The sequence below is a fragment of the Taklimakanibacter deserti genome, from assembly GCA_003574785.1.
In genome coordinates this window covers 148114-170380 of record QORU01000004.1, presented here as the reverse complement: position 1 = coordinate 170380, position 22267 = coordinate 148114, and the positions used below count along the sequence as shown (strand labels likewise).

18 protein-coding genes and 1 pseudogene are annotated in these 22267 nt (G+C 62.3%); 10 read left to right on the top strand and 9 right to left on the bottom strand.

What is annotated here, in order from left to right; all coding sequences use genetic code 11:
• Positions 1–171: 171 nt before the first annotated feature.
• The 8 genes and pseudogenes from DS839_RS09525 to DS839_RS09490 form a co-directional block, all read right to left on the bottom strand.
• The gene (locus DS839_RS09525; RefSeq protein WP_119270078.1) at positions 172–1383 is read right to left on the bottom strand and encodes an ABC transporter permease; all 1212 of its coding nucleotides are present in this window, start codon (positions 1381–1383) and stop codon (positions 172–174) included.
• Positions 1383–2084, bottom strand: coding sequence for an ABC transporter ATP-binding protein (locus tag DS839_RS09520; protein ID WP_119270077.1), 702 nt, complete (start codon positions 2082–2084; stop codon positions 1383–1385). The genes DS839_RS09525 and DS839_RS09520 overlap by 1 nt, the downstream gene beginning before the upstream one ends.
• A complete protein-coding gene (locus tag DS839_RS09515; RefSeq protein ID WP_119270076.1) occupies positions 2081–3355 on the bottom strand; it encodes an efflux RND transporter periplasmic adaptor subunit in 1275 nt (424 codons plus the stop codon). The genes DS839_RS09520 and DS839_RS09515 overlap by 4 nt, the downstream gene beginning before the upstream one ends.
• A gap of 237 nt (positions 3356–3592) precedes the next feature.
• Positions 3593–5074, bottom strand: a complete 1482-nt coding sequence (locus DS839_RS09510) for a mannitol dehydrogenase family protein (protein WP_119270075.1) — start codon at positions 5072–5074, stop codon at positions 3593–3595.
• Entirely contained in the window at positions 5067–6068 is a 1002-nt protein-coding gene (locus DS839_RS09505; RefSeq protein WP_119270355.1) for a zinc-binding alcohol dehydrogenase family protein, read from the bottom strand. Before DS839_RS09505 ends, DS839_RS09510 begins: the two co-directional genes overlap by 8 nt.
• A gap of 80 nt (positions 6069–6148) precedes the next feature.
• A pseudogene (locus DS839_RS09500) lies at positions 6149–7065 on the bottom strand (sugar ABC transporter substrate-binding protein).
• Positions 7066–7140: 75 nt separating this feature from the next.
• A complete protein-coding gene (locus DS839_RS09495; protein ID WP_119270074.1) occupies positions 7141–7905 on the bottom strand; it encodes an ATP-binding cassette domain-containing protein in 765 nt (254 codons plus the stop codon).
• Complete coding sequence (locus DS839_RS09490) at positions 7902–8915, bottom strand: ABC transporter permease (RefSeq protein WP_119270073.1); 1014 nt, start codon at positions 8913–8915, stop codon at positions 7902–7904. Before DS839_RS09490 ends, DS839_RS09495 begins: the two co-directional genes overlap by 4 nt.
• A 134-nt stretch (positions 8916–9049) precedes the next feature.
• Between DS839_RS09490 and DS839_RS09485 the strand changes: the two genes are divergently transcribed.
• Complete coding sequence (locus DS839_RS09485) at positions 9050–9928, top strand: GntR family transcriptional regulator (RefSeq protein WP_119270072.1); 879 nt, start codon at positions 9050–9052, stop codon at positions 9926–9928.
• A 145-nt stretch (positions 9929–10073) separates the two neighbouring features.
• Here the strand turns inward: DS839_RS09485 and DS839_RS09480 are convergent, their stop codons facing one another.
• Positions 10074–10493 carry a cupin domain-containing protein gene (locus tag DS839_RS09480; protein WP_119270071.1) on the bottom strand — a complete coding sequence of 140 codons (420 nt, stop codon included), beginning with the start codon at positions 10491–10493 and terminating at the stop codon, positions 10074–10076.
• Positions 10494–10851: 358 nt separating this feature from the next.
• On the opposite strand from DS839_RS09480, the gene DS839_RS09475 reads away from it, so the two are divergent.
• The 9 genes from DS839_RS09475 (at position 10852) to DS839_RS09435 (ending at position 22165) form a co-directional block, all read left to right on the top strand.
• Positions 10852–11877 (top strand): substrate-binding domain-containing protein, encoded by a 1026-nt coding sequence (locus tag DS839_RS09475; protein WP_119270070.1) that lies wholly within the window; start codon positions 10852–10854, stop codon positions 11875–11877.
• Positions 11878–11939: 62 nt separating this feature from the next.
• The gene (locus DS839_RS09470; protein WP_119270069.1) at positions 11940–13460 is read left to right on the top strand and encodes a sugar ABC transporter ATP-binding protein; all 1521 of its coding nucleotides are present in this window, start codon (positions 11940–11942) and stop codon (positions 13458–13460) included.
• Between the two features lie 77 nt (positions 13461–13537).
• On the top strand, positions 13538–14488 hold the full coding sequence (locus tag DS839_RS09465) for an ABC transporter permease (protein ID WP_438816509.1): 951 nt from the start codon (positions 13538–13540) through the stop codon (positions 14486–14488).
• Between the two features lie 8 nt (positions 14489–14496).
• The gene (locus DS839_RS09460) at positions 14497–15468 is read left to right on the top strand and encodes a sugar-binding transcriptional regulator (protein ID WP_119270067.1); all 972 of its coding nucleotides are present in this window, start codon (positions 14497–14499) and stop codon (positions 15466–15468) included.
• A gap of 4 nt (positions 15469–15472) precedes the next feature.
• Positions 15473–16474, top strand: a complete 1002-nt coding sequence (locus DS839_RS09455; RefSeq protein WP_119270066.1) for an aldo/keto reductase — start codon at positions 15473–15475, stop codon at positions 16472–16474.
• Between the two features lie 19 nt (positions 16475–16493).
• Complete coding sequence (locus DS839_RS09450; protein WP_119270354.1) at positions 16494–18281, top strand: glycerol-3-phosphate dehydrogenase/oxidase; 1788 nt, start codon at positions 16494–16496, stop codon at positions 18279–18281.
• The gene (locus DS839_RS09445; protein WP_119270065.1) at positions 18223–19068 is read left to right on the top strand and encodes a class I fructose-bisphosphate aldolase; all 846 of its coding nucleotides are present in this window, start codon (positions 18223–18225) and stop codon (positions 19066–19068) included. Before DS839_RS09450 ends, DS839_RS09445 begins: the two co-directional genes overlap by 59 nt.
• Positions 19065–20564, top strand: coding sequence for an FGGY-family carbohydrate kinase (locus DS839_RS09440; protein ID WP_119270064.1), 1500 nt, complete (start codon positions 19065–19067; stop codon positions 20562–20564). Before DS839_RS09445 ends, DS839_RS09440 begins: the two co-directional genes overlap by 4 nt.
• Positions 20561–22165, top strand: coding sequence for a GMC family oxidoreductase (locus tag DS839_RS09435; RefSeq protein ID WP_119270063.1), 1605 nt, complete (start codon positions 20561–20563; stop codon positions 22163–22165). The genes DS839_RS09440 and DS839_RS09435 overlap by 4 nt, the downstream gene beginning before the upstream one ends.
• The last annotated feature ends 102 nt before the right edge of the window (positions 22166–22267 follow it).

The window sequence follows — 22267 nt, the reverse complement described above, 5'->3', positions numbered from 1 at the left end:
CTCACCAAGAAGATAAAACACGACTGCAAAGACCCCAAAGGAGACAAACATCGCTCCTATTGTGAGGCCCAGTCGCAATCCAAGACGCGTGGCAATGGTTTGATTCTTCATCGCCGCCCAACCCAACTTTTCCCCGAATATCACGATGGACTTCTCTTCCCAAAGGCTTATCTACTCGTGCCTTAGCGCATCGATGGGATCGAGCCTAGCGGCGCGGCGGGCCGGGAAGAAGCCGAAGCCGAGGCCGATGGCGCCCGAGAACAGGAAGGCCAAAGCGATGATCGAGGGGTTCGGCACGAAGGGTATGGCCATGAACTGCACCGCCATGCCGGCGAGAGCGAGCCCCAAGAGGATGCCGATGACGCCGCCCATCAGAGCGAGCACCAGCGCCTCGACCAGGAACTGGGTCAGCACCTGGCGCTCGAGCGCGCCGATGGCGAGACGGATGCCGATCTCGCGCGTGCGCTCGGTGACCGAGACCAGCATAATGTTCATGATGCCGATGCCGCCGACGAGCAGGCTGACGCCCGCCACCGCGCTCAAGAGGCCGGTCAAGAGCGTCGAGGTCGAGGTCATGGTCGAGATGATCTGGCTCATGTCGCGCACCGTGAAGGTGTCGTCCTGGCCGGGGCCGACGCGGCGCACCTCGCGCAGGATCTGCTCGATATTGGCCATGACCAGCTGCGTGTCGGCGCCGTCCTGCGCGGAAACATAGATCGTCGAAATCCGCGTATTGCCAGCGATGCGGCGCTGGAAGGCGCGCAGCGGCATGATGACCGTGTTGTCCTGATCGTTGCCGAAAGCGCCCTGGCCCTTGGGCGCCAAAAGACCAATGACGTCGCAGGACACATTTCCGACGCGCATGCGCTTGCCGACCGCGCTGTCGGGCGCAAAGAGCGCGTCATTGACGCTCTTGCCGATGACGCAAGCCGCGCTGCCGGACCTGACCTCGCCATCGCTGAAGGGCCGCCCCTCGGCGAAAGTCCAGTCCTGCGCCGTGAAGAATTCGGAATCGGTGCCCGTAACCGTCGTCGCATAATTGAGCGCGCCAAAGATCACGGTCGCGGCACGGTTCGCTGCCGGGGCGATGGCGCGCACGCCTCTGAGCTCGCTCCTCAATTTGGCGATGGTGCGGTCGTCGAAGGAGCGGTTCTCCTGGCCGGCCCCACCCGGACCGAACATGCTGCGTCCCGGCTGCACGGTCAGAAGATTGGTGCCGAGCTTCGAAAGGTCGTTCGTCACCTTCTGCGTTGTGCCGTCGCCGATCGTGACCATGGCGATGACCGCACCGACGCCGATCACGATGCCGAGCAGCGTCAGGATCGAGCGGAGCACATTGCGCCTCACCGACAGGACTGCGAGCTTGAAGGCTTCCCACAGCATCAGGCGGCCTCGCGCGTGAGGTCGCTGTCGATGCGGCCGTCGAGGAAACGGATGGTGCGGTGGGCGAAGGCCGCCATGTCGGGCTCATGCGTCACCATGATGATGGTGAGGCCGCGCTCGTCATTGAGCCGGATCAGGAGTTCCATGATCTCGTGACTGCGTGCGGTGTCGAGATTGCCGGTCGGCTCGTCGGCGAGCAGCACCAGGGGATCGGTGACGATGGCGCGCGCGATGGCGACGCGCTGCTGCTGGCCGCCCGAAAGCTGCGCCGGTGTGTGGTGCTCGCGGCCCTTAAGGCCGACGAGATGCAAGGCTTCGACGGCGCGCTCATGGCGCTCGCGCCGCGGCGTGCCACGATATATGAGCGGCAATTCGACATTCTCGATCGCGGTCGTGCGCGCGAGGAGATTGTAGCCCTGGAAGACGAAGCCCAAGAAATTCCGCCGGAGTAAAGCGCGCTGGTCGCGGGTGAGCGAGGTCACATCGGCGCCGCCGAAGATGTAGCGTCCGGCGGAAGGCGTATCGAGGCATCCCAGGATGTTCATGGCGGTCGATTTACCCGAGCCCGACGGGCCCATGATGGCGACGAACTCGCCGCGGGCGATCGCGAGGTCGACCCCCGCCAGAGCGCGCACCAGGCCCTGGCCCTCGCCATAGAGTTTTTGCACCTTCTCGAAGGCGATGAAGGGAGTGGGGTTCATTGTGCGGCCTGGCGCGATCCGGTGATGATCTGATCATCGGCTTTGAGATCACCTTTCAGGATCTGGGTCAGTTTGCCGTCGGTGGCGCCCGTGGTTACGGCGACCTCGTGCGGACGCCCAGCTTTGAGCACCCAGACGGAGCGCGTATCGGCCGGCACATCGCGTTTCGCCTGGCCGCGCCCGCGCGGCCTCGGGAAGAAGATGCGGCTCAAGTCGAAGCCCGTCTGCGCCTTGGGCTGAGGCGGTGCGTAGCGCAGGGCAGCATTGGGAACCGTCAGCGTGTCGGCGACCTTCTCGACGGTGATCTGCGCCGTCGCGGTCATGCCGGGACGCAAGAGGAGATCGGCATTGTCCACGGTGAGAATGGCCTTGTACGTGACGACGCCGTCGGTGGTGAGGGATGAGAATTCGAGCGTCTCGATCTTGGCCGGGAAGGGCCGGCCCGGATAGGCATCGACAGTGAATTGGGCATCCTGGCCGGTCTTCACCGTGCCGATATCGGCTTCGTCGATATTGGCCTCGACCTGCATGCGGGTCAGGTCCTCGGCCAGGGTGAAGAGCACCGGGGCCTGAAGTGAGGAGGCGACCGTCTGGCCGGGCTCGGCGGTACGCTTGAGCACGATCCCGTCGACGGGCGAGCGGATGCTCGATTTGGCGATGTCGATCTCCTGCAGCGCGATATCAGCTTTGGCGACCTCGATATCCGCTTCGGCCGCGGCAACGGCGGCAGCGGCCGAGGCGCGCGCGGCGACGGCATCGTCGAGCGCCTGGGTGGCGGCAAAACCCTTCTTGGTCAAGGCGGTCTGCCGGTCGAGCACGAGCCCACGCTGGTTCAGCGTGGCCTTGGCATCGGCGAGCTTCGCTTCATTCGCGGCCAAGGTCGCCTTGGCGCGGGCGAGCTGGGCGGTGAGGCGCTTCACATCGAGGGCGGCCAGCACGTCGCCCTTCTTGACGACGCTGTTGGCATCGACATTGACGGTGCGGATGACGCCCGAAATCTCGCTCGATACATCGACCTGGGTGGTGGGCTGGACGGTGCCGGTGGCGGTCACGGTAACGGTCAGGGGGGTCTGGACGGCAGGGGCCGTGTCATAGGCGACCGCATTGGCCGTCGCTTCCGATGAATGATACCAGTAGCCGGCGAGGCCCAGGAGGAGGACCGCCGTGGCCGCATAGAAGAGACGCCGGACCCAGCGCTTCTTCCGGGCACTGGGATCCATCTCCAAGGCTTCGCTGATATCCTCAGGCGTGATCTGGCTTTGCATATTCATGGGATTAACTTTTGTTAAGCTCCAGAAAGGCGTGCGTCCGGTTTATAAGACGGCTCTGCGTCGGAATTCCGGCGGTGCGCCCGGCGCGGGTCTGGTTTTCCAGCTTTCACTGGTGAAACTCCGGGATAGGCCTTCACCAGCGCGGCCATCCTCAAGCTCGCCGGTACTCTCGGCTGCACCCTTGATCTCGGCACGGCTCTCGCCGCGCCGTTCCAGATATCGAAGAAATGTGAGGGGCTAGAGGGCCGGCGCCAAGTTGGCTCGCCGTGCCGTCTCCCGTGCCCCAAGGCCGAACAGGGAGAGGAGATGATCAGTCAGCACGGTTCTCAGCTGGTCATTTCGAGGCAAGTCATCGCCAAAGACATCCCTTACATTCAGGAGTCCATCGACGAGCTTCGCCGGCTCATCTCCGGCCGCCTCGGCGATGGCGCGCAACCGCAAAGCGAGCGGGTCGCGGACATCGATCTTGCGCCCGTGCTCATCGGTGCCGGTGACGTAGCGCATCCATGCAGCGACACCGAGTCCGGCGCGAGTGATGGAAGCGTTTCGAGCGAGACGGTCTCGAATCGTTCCCAAGAGCCGCTGAGGCAGTTTCTGACTGCCGTCCATGGCGATCTGCCAGGTGCGGTGCCTGAGGGCAGGGTTGCGAAATCTCTCCAGCAGGGCGTCGCGATAGACGGCGAGCTTGCCGACATCTCCCGGCAGCGTGCTCATCACTTCCTCGGTCATCAAATCGTGAATGAAGGCGCCGAAGGCCGGATCAGAGATCGCCTCGCTGACGAATTCGTATCCCGCCAGGTAGCCGAGATAGGCGAGGCTTGAATGGCTTCCGTTGAGCATGCGAAGTTTCATGAGTTCGAATGGCCGGACATCGTTCACGAATTCGACGCCGGCGGGTTCGAGCGCCGGTCGGCCGTTCGGAAAGTGATCCTCCACCACCCATTGGGTGAAGGGCTCGGTCATGACCGGCCAGGAATCCCACAGGCCGCTTGCCTCGCAAACGAGCTTGCGGTCATCATCGGTTGTGGCCGGGACGATCCTGTCGACCATCGTGGAAGGAAAGGCGACCTCACTTGCAATGTGGTTGGCGAGGGCTCCGCTCTGCAATGCGGCATAGCCGGTGATGATACGAGCCGTCGTTTCGCCATTCGCCGGAAGATTGTCGCAAGAGAGCACGGTGAACGGGCAAATGCCGGCGGTACGACGCAGCTGCAGAGCCCTCGCGATCAGCCCGGGTGCAGTCACCGGCGAATCAGGATGCGCCAGGTCGTGGAGAATGTCAGGATGTTCCGGATCGAGTTGCCCCGTCGCTGGGTCGTGGCAATAGCCCTTCTCGGTGACAGTCAGCGAGACGATGCGGATATGCGGGTCGATCATCGCGGCCAGCAATTCATCGCGTTGTCTTGTCGCGTCAAGCACGTCGAGAAGCGAGCCGATGAATCGTGTTGTGGTGCCGGCACCGCTGCGCACGGCCAGTGTATAGAGGAAGTCCTGCGGCGCCAGGGCATTGCGCGTGTCGGGCCGCTTGAGCGAGGCGCCGATGATCCCCCAGGACGGATCGGATGCCAGCACACCGTCCACATAGGCTGCCATATGCGCACGGCAGAATGCGCCGATGCCAAGATGCACGATACCCGGTGTTATCCGCGATCGATCATAGGGCAACCGAACCCGGTGGTGAGCGGCCGAGAGGCGTGGCGCAAGACTGCTGTCACTCAATTTCGATCACCGCCTTGATGAGACCGGCTTTCTGGGTTGCCCAGACGGGTATGTCGCGCACCGCATCGGCAAGGCTGGTGCGGTGGGTGATCAGCTTGTCGACAGGAACCTTGCCAGTGCGCAAGGCAGCAATGACCCGTTCGAAGTCCTCCGAGGTTGCATTGCGGCTTCCCAAAAGGGTCATTTCCTTGCGGTGAAAGTCCGGGTCCTTGAACGCAATTGCACCCTTGACCACGCTGACGAACACGCACCGGCCGCCATGCGCGACGAAGTCGAAGCTTTTCTCCATCGCCTGCTGGTTGCCTGTCGCATCGAAAACGACATCGAAGCCACTTTCGCCCGTGTATTCACGCCAACCGTCGCTTCCGGCCCGAAGAGTGCTCACATCGGTGATCGAGCTGGCGACGGCAGAGCGTTCCGCGTCATTGTCGAGAACTGCGACATTCGCACCCGTGAGGCGCGCAAAGATGGCAACGCCCAGACCGATGGGGCCGGTTCCGACGACGAGCACATTGTCCTTGCGTGCGACCGAGCCGCGTCTCACCGCATGTGCTCCAATTGCCAGAAACTCTACCGTCGCGCATTCATCTGCGCTCAGCCCCTCGGCGCGTACAAGGTTTGTCATCGGAACCGACAAGAGTCCCGTCATGCCGCCATCCTGATGAACGCCCAGCACCGACAGCGTCGTGCAGCAATTGGGCTTTCCGCCTCGACAAGCGATGCAGCGGCCGCATGAAAGGTAAGGATTGACGACGCAGACTTCGCCCACGGGGACCGGCGAGGCCGCCGGTGCCTGCAAGACTTCCACGGCCAGTTCATGCCCCATGATCCGCGGATATCTGAGAAAAGGATGCTTGCCTTCAAAAATATGATAGTCGGTGCCACAAATTCCGACTTTGCGCGGACGTACCAGCGCGGCTTCGCGCTCTATTTGGGGAGCAGGACGCTCTACCAGCTCCAATCTGCCGGGTTCGACACAAACTAAGGCATTCACGATATTCACGTTGTTTCCTCTTGATTGCTTCCGCGCCTGCAAAGGATGGAGGGTCGGCAAGGCACCGGCCCTCCAAGGGGTTATTTGAAACTGTCCATGTTCTCCTTTGTCACCAAAGCAGCGCCGGAGTCGATGAGAGATTCGACCTTTTCTCCCTTGATTGCCTTTACCAGGGCATCGACGCCGAGCTCGGCCATCTTGGTGGGGAATTGCGCGACGGTTGCGTCTTCAATCCCCGCCGTCAAGGCTTCCTTCTCGCCGCAGCAGAAGTCGAAGCCGACCAGCACGATGGCGTCATTGGCGATGCCTGCATTCTTGATCGCCTGCGCAGCGCCCGCGGCCGGCGGGCCACAAGCGGCGTAGATGGACTTGAGATGCGGGTTCGCCGTCAGCAGATCCTCGGCGACGCTGATGCCAAGCTCTTCGGTGCATTTTGTGGCGCCGCGACCGACGATCTTGACATCGACGCCCTTCAGGCCTTCGAGCATGCCGTTCACCCGGTCATCGAGCGCTGGCACACCGGGCACGCCCTCGAGAATGCCGATCGTATCGCCGCTCTTGAGCACGGATTTCAGGTATTCTCCGGCGATCTTGCCGGCATTGTAGTTGTCCGTGGTGGCGAGTGCCGTGCGGCCGTTCCAGTCGGGGATGTTGTTGTCCATCAGGACCACCTTCACACCCGCCGCAATCGCCTTATCGAGCGCCGGCGCCACGGTTGGATCGACCGGCGTTATGGCAATGCCTTTCACACCCTTGGTGACCATGGATTCGATGAGCGCGATCTGGCCTTCGATGTCCGTGGCGGATGTACCCTGGCCGAACTCGATCTCGACACCCGGATGCGCTGCCGCATAAGCCTTGGCAGCATCCTCCATCGTGGCGAAAAAGGCACCGGGAATTTCGTTATGAAGCCGATCTTGATCGTGTCATCGGCAAGAGCCGGGCCGGCGATTGCCGATGCGATGAGCATCGAGCCAAGTAGTCGTCGCAGTTTCATTCTTACCTCCCATATCTGGATCGGTCTTGAAGTGAACCGACCCTGTTCTTCACCACTCTGATGAGGGCGAATTCGTTAAGCCTCCGCACCGACGATCATGGCGACCAAGTCTTTCTGATTGGCGCGGTCCGGCTTGAGCTCCCCGACCTTGCGGCCCTGGCGCAGCACCACGGCGCGGTCGGCGAGCTCGATCACGTGTTCCATGTTGTGGGTGATGAGGATCACGGCATTGCCTTCGGCGCGCAGCTGCGCGATCAGATCGAGGACCTTGCGGGACTCGCGCACCCCCAGTGCCGCGGTGGGCTCATCCAGGATCACAAGCTTGCGTGCGAACACGGTTGCGCGCGCGACCGCGATCGCTTGGCGCTGGCCACCCGACATCAAGGCGACCGGCGCATCGAATTTGGGCAATTTGACCTTCAGTCGATCGAGGACCGCTGCTGCCTCGCGATCCATCGTCCGGCCGCTGAGAAACCGCAAGCCCACGGGCAGCCAGGAGGGGAACGCGATTTCGCGCCCGCAATAGAAGTTCTGCGCCGGCGTCAGATTGTCGAAGAGAGCGAGATCCTGATAGACGGTCTCGATGCCCGCGCGCTGCGCCGCAGCCGGTGATTGGAGCGAAGCCGCCACTCCGTCAAGCAGGATTTGTCCCTCATCGAGGGCATGCACGCCACTGATGCATTTTACCAGAGTCGATTTGCCGGCACCATTGTCTCCGAGCAGAGCCACGACTTCACCGCGATGGGCTTCGAGACTCACATCGCGCAGAGCATGAACCGCGCCGAAGCGCTTCTGGGCGTGGCGGACAGTGAGGACCGGCGTTGCGGCAATTGCGGTCATTGCGGCCCCGCTGCCTGAATGTTTCTGGCCCGCGCTTCGAGGTGATTGCGCAGCACATCTGCTTCGACCGCGGCCACGATGATGAGTCCGATCGCGATCATCTGGAAGAAGACGTTGACGCCGAGCAGATTGAGCGCATTTCGGATCACTCCGATCATGACGGCACCGACCAGCGCATGGCCAATGTGTCCGCGTCCGCCGAGAAAGCTTGCTCCGCCGATGATCACGGCAGCGATCGTGTCAAGTTCGAGCAGATTGCCATAGAGCGGTGAGCTTGCCGCGGTGCGTCCGGCAAGCACGACGGCACCAATCCCCGCGCACAGGCCGCAAATGGCATAGGTCGAAATCAGGACGCCCTTCACGGGAATTCCCATTTCGAGGGCCGCCTCCGGCGCGCCACCGACGGCATAGATCCAGCGTCCCCAGACCATCGCCTTCATGACCAGCAACGCCAATGCGGCCACGGCAAGTACGACAAAGAAGGAATGCGGAATCCCGAAGGTCGACGATCCGCCGATCGTCGTGATGACATCCGGCATCCCGCGCATCGTGGTGTGGCCGATGGCCAGTTCGAGGGCGAGGCCCCTGCAGATGCTGAGCGATGCCAGCGTGATGATGAAAGGATGCGGCAGCCGGCCATAGACATAGACGATGCCGTTGATGACGCCAACGGCGGTTCCGGCGACAAGCATGGTTAGCACCACGAGCAATCCGGAATCGGCGCCGCGGAAAACGAGACCGCCGATGACGGTCGCCAGCGCGAGATTGGCCCCGACCGAGAGATCGATGCCGCGGGTGAGTATGACGAGATGCTGTCCTATGGCGACGATGGCGATGACCGCCGTCTGCGCGGCAATGTTGCCGATATTGCCGGGGGTGAGGAAATTGGGGGTGATGAGACCAATCACCGCGGCAAGGGCAATGAGGATGAGAAGCGGTCCAATACTCAGCAGGCGGAGCCCCAGGGAGACGGCGAAGGCTTTGCCGATCGTACGGTCGTCCTTTGGCATCGGAGAGGCAATCTCGGGCTGAGAGGTCATAGACGTCGGATTACCTAATGTACGGTTTCTTATAGAAGAAAAGACATAGATACTGGCTCGTCAAACTGTTTTTTATGGGTTAAGAAACATATCGGAGGCGAGGCATGAAAACCGACAATGTTTTCAAACGTGCCTATAACGAGGCCCTGGATTTGGCGGCCAACCTGCCAGGGGATGGTGCATTGCCATCCGAAAACGCCCTGAGTGCACGGCTAAGGGTCAGCCGGACGACAGTGCGCAAGGTTCTATCGATGCTGGCTGAACAGGGCGTGGTCGATGGCGTGGCCGGGCGCCGCGTGGTTCGTGCGATCCCTGAACCCGTGCGCTTTCCGGCGGTCGAAACGGTTCCGATGGGAGCGCATATCGAGAAGCGCTTCATGGAATGGATGTTGCGCGACAATGCGCGGCCGGGAACGATGATCAACGAAGTCGAACTGGCCCGGGAGTTCGGCGTCGCCACCGCGAGCATCCGGGAGTTTCTGAACCGCTTCCAGCGCTTCAGGTTGATCGAGAAACGACCGAACTCCGGCTGGGTGTTCAAAGGATTCACCGCGAGCTTCGCGCTCGAGCTCTTCGAAATTCGCGAAATGTTCGAACTGCGCTCGGCGCGGGCCTTTGCCGCCCTGCCGGACGGATCACCGCATTGGCAACAGATGAGAAGCTTGCGCGACGAGCATCTGTCTCTGCTCGGCGAAATCGAGCACCGCTTTCATGATTTTTCGGATCTCGACAGCCGGTTTCACCGCTTGATCAACAAGGCCGCGCCCAACCGGTTCATTGACGACTTCTACGACATCATATCGCTGATCTTTCACTATCATTATCAGTGGAACAAGCACGACGAGAGACAGCGCAACGAGGTGGCGATCCACGAGCATCTGACCTACATCGATGCATTGCTCAGCCGTAACGTCTCCATGGTCGACCTCGCTTGCCGGGCGCATCTGACTTCGGCGAAACAGACCTTAATGAACTCAACTTAGGCCAATGAAATCCATTGGAGATGGGAGCAAGCGGCAATGCCCCAGCCACATGGTCAAGCAGTGGCTATTAACGTCAGCCTGAAGATTAGCATGGAATTTGATCCCGTCATGTGCAAGCATTGATGCAATGATATGCTTGCAGGTATCAAGAGCCTGGCTGCCCGCTGCGCTCTTTCCGAAACCACTCCACGATACTCGACATGCTCCTTTCGAAACCACCGGGAATGAAAACGTTGAAGAGTCCGGCGGGCGCAATGGTGCGGTTCGCGAAATCATGGAACGTCCCGGCGGGGATCATCAGAAACGAGCCAGCCGGCAATTCGTGCCAGGTCCTATCGACTAGAATGCTCGGACGACCTTCGATGACGAGGAACAGTTCGTCGTTCCCGTCATGAGAGTGCGCGCCTGGCCCTTTGGAATTCGGCTCAAGCCACCATTCCGAAACCGAGTAGCGGTCACCGGTTTCGATGCCATCCGCCTTGAACACGGCGCGCATCGTGCCGCAGTCATAGCCTCGTCCTTGCTTGGGCCTTAGAAAGATTGGCTTGCGTTCAACCGGGATCATTTGAGCCTCCTTCTCGCAAGCAGGGAGGATGGTGCATCAACAGCAATTCGTCTTGAAGGTTTGTGACCTCTCGCAGCAACGGCGTCGAGCAAATCGCTTCCGTCATTTGATGGAAGTTAGAGCCCCGCGAGGAGAATGGCCGGCCTGCGGAGGACGGTGGGGTGCAATTGGCGGGCCACCCTCATATTGTGCGTAGATTTAGGCGCGTAGTCCGCCAATCCAGGTCATGAGTGGCTTGACTAGTCAGAAAAAGCCCCTTATTTGGTATAAGAAATAAATATCACATCATGAAATTTATTTCAGATCGGCGGACGAACTGCGATCCGCCAACAAACAAGGGTCTTTCTGGGAGGAAAACATGCAGATCAAGTCGCTTATCGTTGCGCTCGCGGCTGGCGTGGCGCTCTCGACCACAGCCGTCAAGGCTGAGGACGCCAGTGCGTTTCGCTGCAAGGACGGTGAAACCTACTACATGAATGTCATGGTTTCGGGGGTCGAGTACTGGTTCCCGGTCTATGAGATGTTCAAGCAGGCGGCTCATTCGATGGGCTGCAAGACCGCTTATACCGGCACCCCCGAATACGACGTGAACAAGCAGATTGCGAGCTTCGATCAGGTGCTCGCCAAGAAGCCGGCCGGAATCCTCGTTCATCCGATGAATTCCGATCCCTTCATCGAGCCGATCAACCGCGCGATCGACTCCGGCGTGCCGGTGGTGACCTTCGCGGCGGACTCGCCCAACAGCAAGCGCATCTCCTATGTCACCTCCGACAATGACCGCGAGGGCTCCTATGCCGCCGATGTGATCGCCAAAGCGCTGGGCGGCAAGGGCGAGTATGGCATCCTGGAGAATCCGGGACAGGACAATCACGACAAGCGCGTTGCCGCCTTCATCAAGCGCATGGAGACGAATTATCCGGACATCAAGCTCGTGGCGCGCGCCGCCTCGAACCAGGACCCGACCAAGGCCTACAATGCGGTGCTCACCATGGCGCAGGCGCATCCTGACCTCGGTGCCTTGTTCATGCCGGAGGCCAATTCGGCCCTTGGCGCTGCCCAGGCCGCGCAGGAACTCGGCGGCAAGATCAAGGTCATGAATGCCGACGTCAATGGCAAGATCCTTGACATGATCAAGCAAGGCGAGGTCTTCGGCGCGATCAATCCCAACCAGGGCATGCAGGGCTATATGGGCTTCATGCTGCTGTTCATGGCAGCACATCCGGACCTGATCGATCCGATGAACGACTATAAGCGCGCCGGCTACAATCCCATGGGGCTGCCGGTCGTCGACAACGGATTTGCCGTCGTTACCAAGGACAATGCCGACGACTTCTATTGGGACGCCTATCTGAAGCGGCGCGGCACCAAGGGCATCGAAGAATAGCAAGACTGAGGCGGGGCGCTCCAGCGTCCCGCCATCTCTTCCGTTTTGTAATCGGCGCTGCCATGTCAGAATCTCTTGCCCTTGAAGCCCACAACATCAGCAAGGCCTTCGGCCCGGTCCAGGCCTTGAGCGATGTTAGCTTCACCCTGCGCAAGGGTGAGATCCATGCGCTCGTCGGCGAGAACGGTGCCGGCAAGTCGACCTTGATGAACATCATCGACGGCATCCTCAGGCCCGACAAGGGGGAGATCCTGATCAACGGCAGCAAGGTCGACATTTCCTCGCCCGAGAAGGCGCAGCGCCTAGGCATCGGCTTCGTCCACCAGGAGATCGCGCTCTGTCCCGACATCACGGTCGCCGAGAACATTTCGATGGCGGCGACCAACCGCCGTCGCGCCTTCCTGATGAGCTATGCGGAGACGCGCCAACGTGCCGCAACGGCGCTGGCCGGCCTTGGCGACGTCGATCCGGACAGCAAGGTCGGCGATCTCTCCATTTCTGAGCAGCAGATCGTCGAAATTGCCAAGGCCCTCACTCTCGACTGCTCCATCCTGATCCTCGATGAGCCGACCGCCGCCTTGACCGAGCGCGAGGCGGCGAAGCTATTCCAGATCGTGAGGAGACTCAGGGCGCAAGGTATCAGCATCATCTATATCAGCCACCGCATGGCCGAGATCTTCGCGCATTGCGATCGCATCACCGTTCTGCGCGACGGGCGCTATGTGTGCACGCAGGATGTCGAGGAGACGGATCCCGCCGACATCGTCCGCCGCATGGTGGGGCGCCATCTGGGCGATCTCTACCCCACGAAGAACAAGGCGAGTGCCTCCGCCGACGTCCTGCTTTCGGTCGCGGGGCTGAGCGATGGTGAGAGTTTCTTCGATGTGAACTTCGCGTTGCGCAAGGGGGAGATCCTGGGCATCGCCGGTCTGATCGGCGCTGGGCGCACCGAGATCGCCCTCGGTCTTACCGGATTGCGGCCGACCATCTCCGGCACTGTCGTGCTTGACGGGCTCGACGTGACACCGGCGAATTACCCGCAGAGCATCGTCCAAGGCATCGTCTATCTGTCGGAAGACCGCAAGGGTGCCGGCGTCTTCGTCGATCTGCCGATCGCCGTCAATATATCGGCACTCGCCGTCGAGCAGGTGTCGCGCCGGCCATGCCTCGTCAGCCGGATGCGCGAGCACGCGCAGGCGGAAAGGCTCGGCTCGGCACTCAATCTCAAGCGCGGCTCGCTCGATGACGTGGTCGCCACCTTGTCGGGCGGCAACCAGCAGAAGGTCGCCATCGCCAAGATGCTGTCGGTTAATCCGAAGGTGATCGTGCTCGACGAGCCCACGCGCGGCGTCGATGTCGGCGCCAAGGCCGAGATCCACCGCATCCTGCGCGATCTGGCTGAGCAGGGTACCGGCATCATCGTGATCTCCTCGGAGCTTCCCGAGCTCATCGGCCTGTGCGACCGCGCGATCGTCATCCGCGAGGGCCGTGTCGCCGGCGAGGTTAAGGGCGATGACATGAGCGAGGAGGAGATCATCCGTCTTGCTTCGGGGGTGGAGCGGAAAGAGGGCAGAGGAATATGAGCGTTATGGAAGAGACCAGGGGAGCCGCACCTGATATCCGGCAAAGCCGCAATGGCGGATGGCGGAGCCTCGGCAATATGCGGGAATTCGGGCTTGTCCTCGTCATCCTCGCTTTGTGCGTGATGATGACCTTCGCCTCGCCCTATTTCCTGACCTGGACCAATTTCCGCGCCATGCTGCTCTCCTTCTCGATCGAAGGGATCGTCGTCGTTGGCATGACAGTCCTGCTCATCGTCGGGGCCATCGACCTGTCGGTAGGCTCCGTGGTGTGCTTCTCGATGGTGGTCGGTGGCTTCTTCTTCCTGGCCGGGCTCGATCCGTGGAGCTCAAGTCTGCTCGCCGTTGCCGCGAGCGCCATGATCGGCGTCATGATGGCCTTGTGCGTCACCCGCATCGGGCTCCATTCCTTCATCGTGTCGCTGGCCTTCATGGTCATCGTGCGGGGACTATGCCTTGCCATCACCGGCGGAACGCCTTTGTCGCTGTTCTCGCTGCCGGCAAGCTTCAAGTTCATCGGCCAGGGAAATATTTACGGTATCCCGGTGGTCATCATCATCTTCGCCATCGTGGTTACCATCTTCGATTTCCTGCTGCGTAAGGCGACGGTTTTCCGCAAGGTCTTCTATACCGGGAGCAACGAGAAGGCGGCGGAATATTCCGGGATCCGCACCAACCGGGTCAAGTTCTTCTGCATCGTGCTGTGCTCTACCCTGGCTGGCGTCGCCGGGGTCATCTATATGGCGCGCTTCGGGGCAGCGACCCCGACCTTCGGCCTCGGCATGGAGCTCAACATCATTGCGGCGGCGGTCATTGGCGGCGCCAGCCTAAAGGGAGGCTCGGGCTCGATCCTCGGCGCAATATTGGGCATGGCGCTCTTGTCGGTCGTGTCGAGCTCGCTCATCCTGCTCGACGTCTCGCCTTACTGGCAGGATACGATTCGCGGCCTGATCCTGCTCGCTGCCGTGTCGTTCGACCACATTCTGCACAATCGCAAGAAGGCGGGCGCCCCGCGCCCGGCCGGGCAATAGGACGCCATATGGCAGGCAACGACCAGGCTGACGATTTCGACCGGTTGCGCAAGATCCATCGCGTGCTGGTGATGCATTATGTCGAAGGCGTGAGCCAGGCCGAGATCGCCAAGCGCACCGGCCTCTCGCACCCGACCGTCAACCGGCTGGTCAGGGAAGGCCATGACCGGGGTTTCGTGCAGATCAAGGTGTCCTCGCCGGTCCAGCCTTTGTTCGAGATCGAGCAGCAGCTGGTCGGCATGAGCGGCCTTGACGAAGCGATCGTGACCTCGTCGGCCTCCGATCAGGAGGATGTCAATCTCGCCAATGCCGGCCGCGCCGCCGCCGACTTCCTGCTCTCCAAGCTCAAGGACGGCGACACGATCTGCGTATCCGGCGGACAGGGCGTGAGCGCGGTGGTTGCCGCGCTCGCGCCCAGCCGCGGCTATGACGTGACGGTGGTGCCGGCGACCGGTGGTGTGCAGGGCAAGCACTTCACCGATGTCAACCACCTGGCAGCACAACTGGCGCGCAAGCTGCAGGGGCATGCTTACCAGATCCATGCCCCGGTCTTCGCCACCTCGCGCGCTGAACGTGACGTGCTGCTTTCGGTCCAATCGGTGCGCGAGGTCCTGGCTCGAGCCCGGGCCGCGACGGTCGCCATGGTCGGCATCGGATCCGTTCTGCCGGAAGAGTCGACCTATCGCAGCCTGCTGCCGCAGGGCCCGCAATCGAAGAAAGATCTGACACGCGTCGGCGCCGCCGGCGAACTTGTCGCCCATCTCATCGATGGCCAGGGGAAACCCTGCGCCTACAAGCTCAATGACTGCGTGATCGGTCTGACGCTCGATGAGTTCAGGGCCGTGCCCCTGACGATCGGTATATCGGCGGGGGCGCGCAAGGCGGCGCCCATTGCGAGCGTGCTGCGCGGTGGTTTCCTCAACGTGCTCGCCACCGACGAGGCAACCGGCAGTCTGATCATCGATATCTTGAAAGGGTAAAAGCATGACAAGCAGCATCTCGCCCCGCGCGATGGGGAAAGCGGGCGTCACCGGCAGCGCCATTGGTCTTGGCACCTGGGCCATGGGCGGATGGATGTGGGGCGGTACTGACGAGCAGAAGTCGATCGCGGCGATCCGTGAGTCGATCGACCGCGGCATCACCCTGATCGACACCGCGCCGGCCTATGGGCTTGGCAAGGCCGAGGAGATCGTCGGCAAGGCGATTGCCGGACGGCGCGCCGATGTCGTGATCGCCACCAAATGCGGCCTGGTCTGGCATACCGACAAAGGCAATCACTTCTTCGATGAGTATGGCAAGCGGGTACATCGCCATCTCGGGCGCTCTTCCATCCTGCACGAGGTCGAGCAGAGCCTGCGCCGGCTTGGCACCGACTATATCGATCTTTACATCACCCATTGGCAGGATCCGACGACGCCGGTGGCGGAGACCATGGCGACTCTCCTCGATCTCAAGCAACAGGGCAAGATCCGCGCCATCGGCGTCAGCAATGTCAGCCCGCAGGAGCTCGAAGCCTATCTGGCGGCGGGTCAGGTCGATGCCATTCAGGAACGCTACAGCATGATCGATCGCCAGATCGAGAGCACGCTGCTGCCCATCTGCCGCCAGCATGGCGTGGCGAGCTTAAGCTATTCGTCCCTGGCGCTCGGGCTGCTCTCGGGCAAGATCGGGCCCGACCGGAGCTTTGCGGGCGATGATCTGCGCAAGGGCAACCCGCGTTTCGCGCCCGACAATCTCAAGCGCGTCGCGTCCTTTATGGCCGAGATCGAGCCGTTGGCGAAAGTACATCGCGCAACGCGTGCGCAGATCGTGATCGCCTGGACCATCGCGCAACCGGGCATCACCTATGCGCTGTGTGGTGCGCGCGACGGTGACCAGGCCGGTGAGAATGCCGGTGCGGCGACGATCACGCTCACAGCTGCAGAGCTGGCGCGCATCGATGCGGCCATCGGCCGTCATCTGGCGCCGGTCGCCGCAGCCGCCTGAGCCTTGTTGTTCGATCGGCATGACCCAGGATCGTATCCGCAGGCTGGAAAAGCTGCGCCGCAAGGAGCGTGCCGACGTGCTGATCGTGGGCGGCGGCATCAACGGCATCAGCACCTTCCGCGAGCTTGCGCTGCAGGGTGTGGATGTCGTGCTGGTCGATCGCGGCGACTTCATGAGCGGCGCGAGCGCGGCGCCGTCACGCATGATCCATGGCGGCCTTCGCTACATGGAAAACGGCGAGTTCGGGCTGGTCAGGGAATCGCTACGCGAACGCAATGCGCTTCTCGCCAATGCGTCGCATTATGTCAGGCCGCTGCCGACGCTGATCCCCATCGCCGATCATTTCTCCGGTGTTTCCGCAGCAGTCAGGCGTTTTCTCGGCGGCCAGCCCAAGCCCGGGCCACGCGGCTCGGTGATCGTCAAGCTCGGCCTGACACTCTATGACCTCTATGCCGGCGCCCGGCGCGTGCTGCCGCGGCACCGCTTCCTCAGCGGGCCGGAATTGCGCGCGCAGTGGCCGGCACTCAGATCCGATATTGCCTGCGGTGCGGTCTATTACGATGCCCGCATCACCTATCCGGAACGACTCGGCCTCGAGCTCATCCTCGACACGGAAGCGGCCGCCCCCAAGGCGCTCGCTCTCAATCATGTCGGCCTGGCGGCAAGGGCCGGCGAAAAGGTGGTCCTGTCGGACAGCCTGACGAAAGCCGAGCTCATTTTGGCGCCGCGGATCGTCGTCAACGCAACTGGCGCCTGGATCGACATGACCAACGATGCCTTGGCTCAGAGTCCGCCTCGGCTGATCGGCGGCACGAAAGGCTCGCATCTGGTGATCGACAATACCCGGCTGCGCCGGGCGCTGGGCGATGCCATGGTCTATTACGCCAATCGCGACGGCCGCATCTGCATTGCCTTCCAGCATCTGGGCCATGTGCTTGCGGGGTCGACCGATATCCGTGTCGACACGCCCGAGGGTGTAAGCTGCGAGGCGGTGGAGAGCGATTATATCCTGCAATCGCTGCGCGAGATCTTTCCCGCCATTGAAATCGGCGAGGCCGACATCATCTACCGCTTTTCCGGCGTGCGGCCGTTGCCCGCCAGCACGACGGAAGTGAATGCCGAAATCTCGCGCGACCATCGCTGTGAATGGCTGAGCCCTGATGCCGGCGCCGCGATCCCCGTGCTCAACCTGATCGGCGGCAAATGGACGACCTTCCGTGCCTTCGGCGCCGAAGCCGCGGATGCCGTCCTCGCCCGGCTCGACACTGACCGTCAGCGGACGACCGAGACACTCGCAATTGGCGGGGGCAGGGGATTTCCCGCCGACGAGGAAAGCCGGACGGAATGGATCGCGAAGACCGCCGCCGCAAACGGTCTCTCGGCAGAATGTGTGGGGCGCCTCCTCGATCGCTATGGCACACGCGCGCAAGCACTTTACGCCGAGCTCAAGCCGGACGACGGGTTCGCTTCCTTGCCGCACTATAGCCGCCGCGAGATCGAATGGCTGGTCGAGAACGAGCAGGTGGCGACGCTCTCTGACCTCATCCTGCGCCGTATGGCCCTCGCCATGACCGGGGAGCTCTCACTCGCCGGAATCACGGAGATATCCATCATTGTCGCTGCGGTGCTCGGGTGGGACGAAACGCGTCGCACGGCCGAGACCACGGCGCTATTGGCCCGCCTCGCGCGCGATCATGGCCTCACGGCGGAGATGCTCCGTCAGCGGAATCCGAGAGAAGGAATACCCTATGTACGACAGCAAGAAAGTGCGCATGAACCGGCTGTTTCGAGCCGGCAAGTGCCTTGATGTAGCGATCGACCACGGCGTGTGCAACGAGCCCTCTTTTCTGGAGGGGCTCGAGGACATGGGGCGCGTGGTCGCGATGCTGGCCAATGCCGGTCCCGATGCGATCCAGATGAATTTGGGCCAGGCCGATCTCCTGCAGGAGATTCCGGGCAAAGCCAAGCCGGCGCTGGTCATGCGCATCGACATGGGCAATCCCTATAACCGGACGCGGCACCGCGAGATGTGGGCGATCCTGCAGAATGAAGCGGATCCGGTGTTGCCGGCGGTAAAGCTCGATGCGGCCTGTGTCGTGGTGAACCTGTTCATGCTGCCGGATGAGCCCGGCCTGTTCCGCCAGTGCGTCGCGAACATTTCGCAGGTGCGGCAGGATTGCGAGAGATACGGCATGCCGCTGATGATCGAGCCGCTGGTGATGCAGCCGAACAGCGAGCGCGGCGGTTACCTCGTGGATGGCGATGCGGAAAAGATCGTAACACTGGTGCGGCTTGCCCGCGAGATGGGGGCTGATATCATCAAGGCCGATCCGACCAGCGACCCGCGTGAATTCCATCGGGTCATCACGGCGGCCCGCTGTCCGGTGCTGGTGCGGGGCGGCGGCAAGGCGGATCTCCGCCAGGTCTTCGCCAATTCCTACGAGCTCATGCAGCAAGGGGCGCATGGCATGGTCTATGGGCGCAACATCTATCAGCATGGCGAGCCGGCACGCGTCGTGCGCGCGCTGATGGCGATGATCCATGAGGGCGCCAATGCCGGCCAAGCCTGGCGCCTCTATGAGACCGGTACATGAGCGAGCTGCTTCTCGGCATCGATGCGGGCAACACAGTCGTCAAGGCGGTCCTCTTCGACCGCGGCGGCCACGTGCAAAGCAAGGCCTCGCGCGATGGGCGGTCAAGCCAGCCTGAGCCCGGCCAGGTCGAGCGCGATATCGCCGAGCTGTGGCGCAACACGGCCGAGGTGGTCGCGCAATGCCTCGCCCAGGCAAAGGCGCGCGGTGGCGACATCGGAGCGATTGGAATTTCCGGTCATGGCAATGGTCTCTATCTGCTCGACCGAGAGAACCGGCCGCTGCTTGGCATCCAATCCCTCGATACACGCGCGGCCGATCTGGCACGTGAGCTTGCCGCCAATGCGGCGGCGCGACAGATCTATGCGCGCTCCCTGCAAAAACCATGGCCGGCACAGACCGCGACCCTGCTTGCCTGGGTGAAGCGCAACCGTCCGGACCTCTATCGATCGATAGGAACGGCCTTCCTGTGCAAGGATGTACTCGCCTTCATGCTGACCGGGCAGCGGGTGACGGATTTCTCGGATATGAGCGGCTGCGGCCTGATGCGCCTTCCAGAACGGCGCTATGATGCGGACTTGCTGGCGGCCTATGGTCTCGATGACGCGATGGCATTCCTGCCGCCGCCTGTCGCCTCCGACCAGATCGCCGGACGGATAAGCGCCGAAGCGGCGGAGGTCACCGGGCTCGCCGCCGGGACGCCGGTCGCGGCTGGCTTCTTCGATATCATTGCGAGCGCGCTTGGCGCCGGCGCCGCCATGCCGGGCCAGGCGGCGATCGTGGCGGGAAGCTGGGGCATCAATCAGATCATCCTGGAGCAGCCGCTGATCGATGAGCGGATATTCCATGCCGCAACCTGGCGGCCGGACCGCTATGTGGCGGTCGAATCGAGCGCCACATCGGCGGTCAATCTCGAATGGTTTGCGCGCGAGATCATGGGAGGTCACGACGGGCCAATCTTCGCGCGCTGCAACGAACTGGTGGCGTCGGTCGCTCTTCAGCCGGACTTGCCGTTCTTCCATCCCTTCCTCTATGGCTCGGCCACGACCGCTGATGCGCGGGGTGCCTTTCTCGGCCTCGCCGGGTGGCACGGCAAGGCCCATATGCTGCATGCGCTCTATGAAGGAGTGGTCTTCGAGCATCGCCGTCACATCGACCGTCTGCGTGCAGCCGGGGGATCGTTTGACCAGGCAACGCTTTCGGGCGGCGGATCGTGTAGTGAAGTCTGGTGCCAGATGTTCGCCGATGGAATTGGAGTTCCGGTCACCGTTGCCGAATGTGAAGAGACGGGCGCACTTGGGGCGGCCATCGCGGCCGGGGTGGCGGGTGGAGAGTTCGAAAGCCTGGAAGCGGGTGTGGCGGCGATGGTGCGGGCAAAAAAGTCTTATGCACCGCGGAGTGTGGACCGGAGGCTTGGCTTGGCACGGTACAAGCTCTATCTCGATCTCGCCGAAATGCTGCCGCGGCACTGGGCGGCATATCGAGCCGAGGTGATGTGACGGAGCGCCGGTCCATCGGGACGTGGGATTATGTGATCGTCGGCGCGGGCTCGGCGGGCTGCGTGCTGGCCAATCGCTTGAGCGCCAGATCGGGCAACCGCGTGCTGCTGCTCGAGGCGGGCGGCTCCGACAATTATCACTGGATCCACATTCCCATCGGCTACCTCCATTGCATGGGCAATCCGCGCACCGATTGGGGCTATCACACGGTGGCGGAAGCGGGATTGAACGGGCGGCGCCTCGCTTACCCGCGCGGCAAGGTGATGGGCGGCTGCTCCTCGATCAACGGCATGATCTATATGCGCGGCCAGGCCGCCGACTACGATCACTGGCAGCAGCTCGGCAATCCGGGCTGGGACTGGGAGACTGTGCTGCCGCTGTTCCGTAAGTCGGAGCGTCATCACAGTCTCGCCAAACCTTTTCACGGCCAGGACGGCGAGTTGCGGGTGGAGCGGCAGCGATTGTCCTGGCCGATTCTCGATGCGGTGCGGGAAGCCGCGGAAGAGCTGGGTGTGCCGAAGGTCGACGACCTCAATGCCGGCGACAATTTTGGCTCGTCCTATTTCGAGGTCAACCAGAAGGCCGGCTTCCGCTTCAATTCGGTGCGCGCTTTCATTAAGCCGGTGCGGCATCGTTCCAACCTGACGGTGCTCTGCCATACGCAGGCGCTGAGGCTCCTGTTCGAAGGCAAGCGCGCTATGGGGCTCGAGCTCACGCTCAAGGGTGAGACTGTGTGTGTCGGCATCGGCAAGGAGTTGATCCTGTCGGCGGGCGCCATCGGCTCGCCGCAGCTTTTGCAGCTGTCGGGCATCGGGCCTGCCGCACTACTCGGCCGCCATGGCATCCCGGTGCTGCATGAGCTGCCGGGGGTGGGTGAAAATCTCCAGGACCACCTGCAGATCCGCACGGCCTTCAGGATAACGGGGGCGGCGACGCTGAATGAGCGGCAGGCGCGGCTCTCCGGCAAGCTCGGCATCGCGCTCGAATATGCGTTCCGCCGCACTGGGCCGATGGCAATGGCGCCGAGCCAGCTCGGCATCTTCATGCGCTCGAATGAGCGCTTTGCGACGCCCAACATCGAGTTCCATGTCCAGCCTCTGTCGCTCGAGCGCTTCGGCGAGCCGCTGCATGCATTTCCGGCGATCACGGTATCAGTGTGCAATTTGCGCCCCGAATCGCGCGGGTCGGTGCGCATCGTTTCTGCCGATCCCGCGGATCATCCCGAGATCGCCCCGAATTATCTCTCGACCGCCGGCGACCGCGAAGTCGCGGTGCAGTCGATTACCATCGCGCGCCGCCTGATGCAAACGAAGCGTCTCGCGCGATATCATCCGGAGGAATTCAAGCCCGGCGCCGACATCCAGGCGCCGGAAGAGCTGGCCCAGGCGGCAGGTGATATCGCTACGACGATCTTCCATCCGGTCGGCACGGCGAAGATGGGCAGCGACCGGCAAAGCGTCGTTGATCCGTCTTTGCGCGTTCATGGCATCGATGCCTTGCGCGTCGTCGATGCTTCGATCATGCCCACAATCGTCTCCGGCAACACGCATGCCCCCGTCGTAATGATTGCCGAGAGGGCATCGCAACTGATGTGCGAATGAAGGGTCAGCTCGCATCCCGGCTCGTCCGTGCCATCAATCTCAGGCGACAGCTCTCTTCGAGCCTGACTGTCGTTTCTCTTGCATCGCGATGCCACGTTGCGT

Coding starts and splice junctions, on each gene's coding strand:
- DS839_RS09525 (WP_119270078.1), bottom strand. CDS start 1,383: ATGCTGTGGGAAGCCTTCAAGCTCGCAGTCCTGTCGGTGAGGCGCAAT.
- DS839_RS09520 (WP_119270077.1), bottom strand. CDS start 2,084: ATGAACCCCACTCCCTTCATCGCCTTCGAGAAGGTGCAAAAACTCTAT.
- DS839_RS09515 (WP_119270076.1), bottom strand. CDS start 3,355: ATGAATATGCAAAGCCAGATCACGCCTGAGGATATCAGCGAAGCCTTG.
- DS839_RS09495 (WP_119270074.1), bottom strand. CDS start 7,905: ATGACCGCAATTGCCGCAACGCCGGTCCTCACTGTCCGCCACGCCCAG.
- DS839_RS09490 (WP_119270073.1), bottom strand. CDS start 8,915: ATGCCAAAGGACGACCGTACGATCGGCAAAGCCTTCGCCGTCTCCCTG.
- DS839_RS09485 (WP_119270072.1), top strand. CDS start 9,050: ATGAAAACCGACAATGTTTTCAAACGTGCCTATAACGAGGCCCTGGAT.
- DS839_RS09480 (WP_119270071.1), bottom strand. CDS start 10,493: ATGATCCCGGTTGAACGCAAGCCAATCTTTCTAAGGCCCAAGCAAGGA.
- DS839_RS09475 (WP_119270070.1), top strand. CDS start 10,852: ATGCAGATCAAGTCGCTTATCGTTGCGCTCGCGGCTGGCGTGGCGCTC.
- DS839_RS09470 (WP_119270069.1), top strand. CDS start 11,940: ATGTCAGAATCTCTTGCCCTTGAAGCCCACAACATCAGCAAGGCCTTC.
- DS839_RS09465 (WP_438816509.1), top strand. CDS start 13,538: ATGCGGGAATTCGGGCTTGTCCTCGTCATCCTCGCTTTGTGCGTGATG.
- DS839_RS09460 (WP_119270067.1), top strand. CDS start 14,497: ATGGCAGGCAACGACCAGGCTGACGATTTCGACCGGTTGCGCAAGATC.
- DS839_RS09455 (WP_119270066.1), top strand. CDS start 15,473: ATGACAAGCAGCATCTCGCCCCGCGCGATGGGGAAAGCGGGCGTCACC.
- DS839_RS09450 (WP_119270354.1), top strand. CDS start 16,494: ATGACCCAGGATCGTATCCGCAGGCTGGAAAAGCTGCGCCGCAAGGAG.
- DS839_RS09445 (WP_119270065.1), top strand. CDS start 18,223: ATGTACGACAGCAAGAAAGTGCGCATGAACCGGCTGTTTCGAGCCGGC.
- DS839_RS09440 (WP_119270064.1), top strand. CDS start 19,065: ATGAGCGAGCTGCTTCTCGGCATCGATGCGGGCAACACAGTCGTCAAG.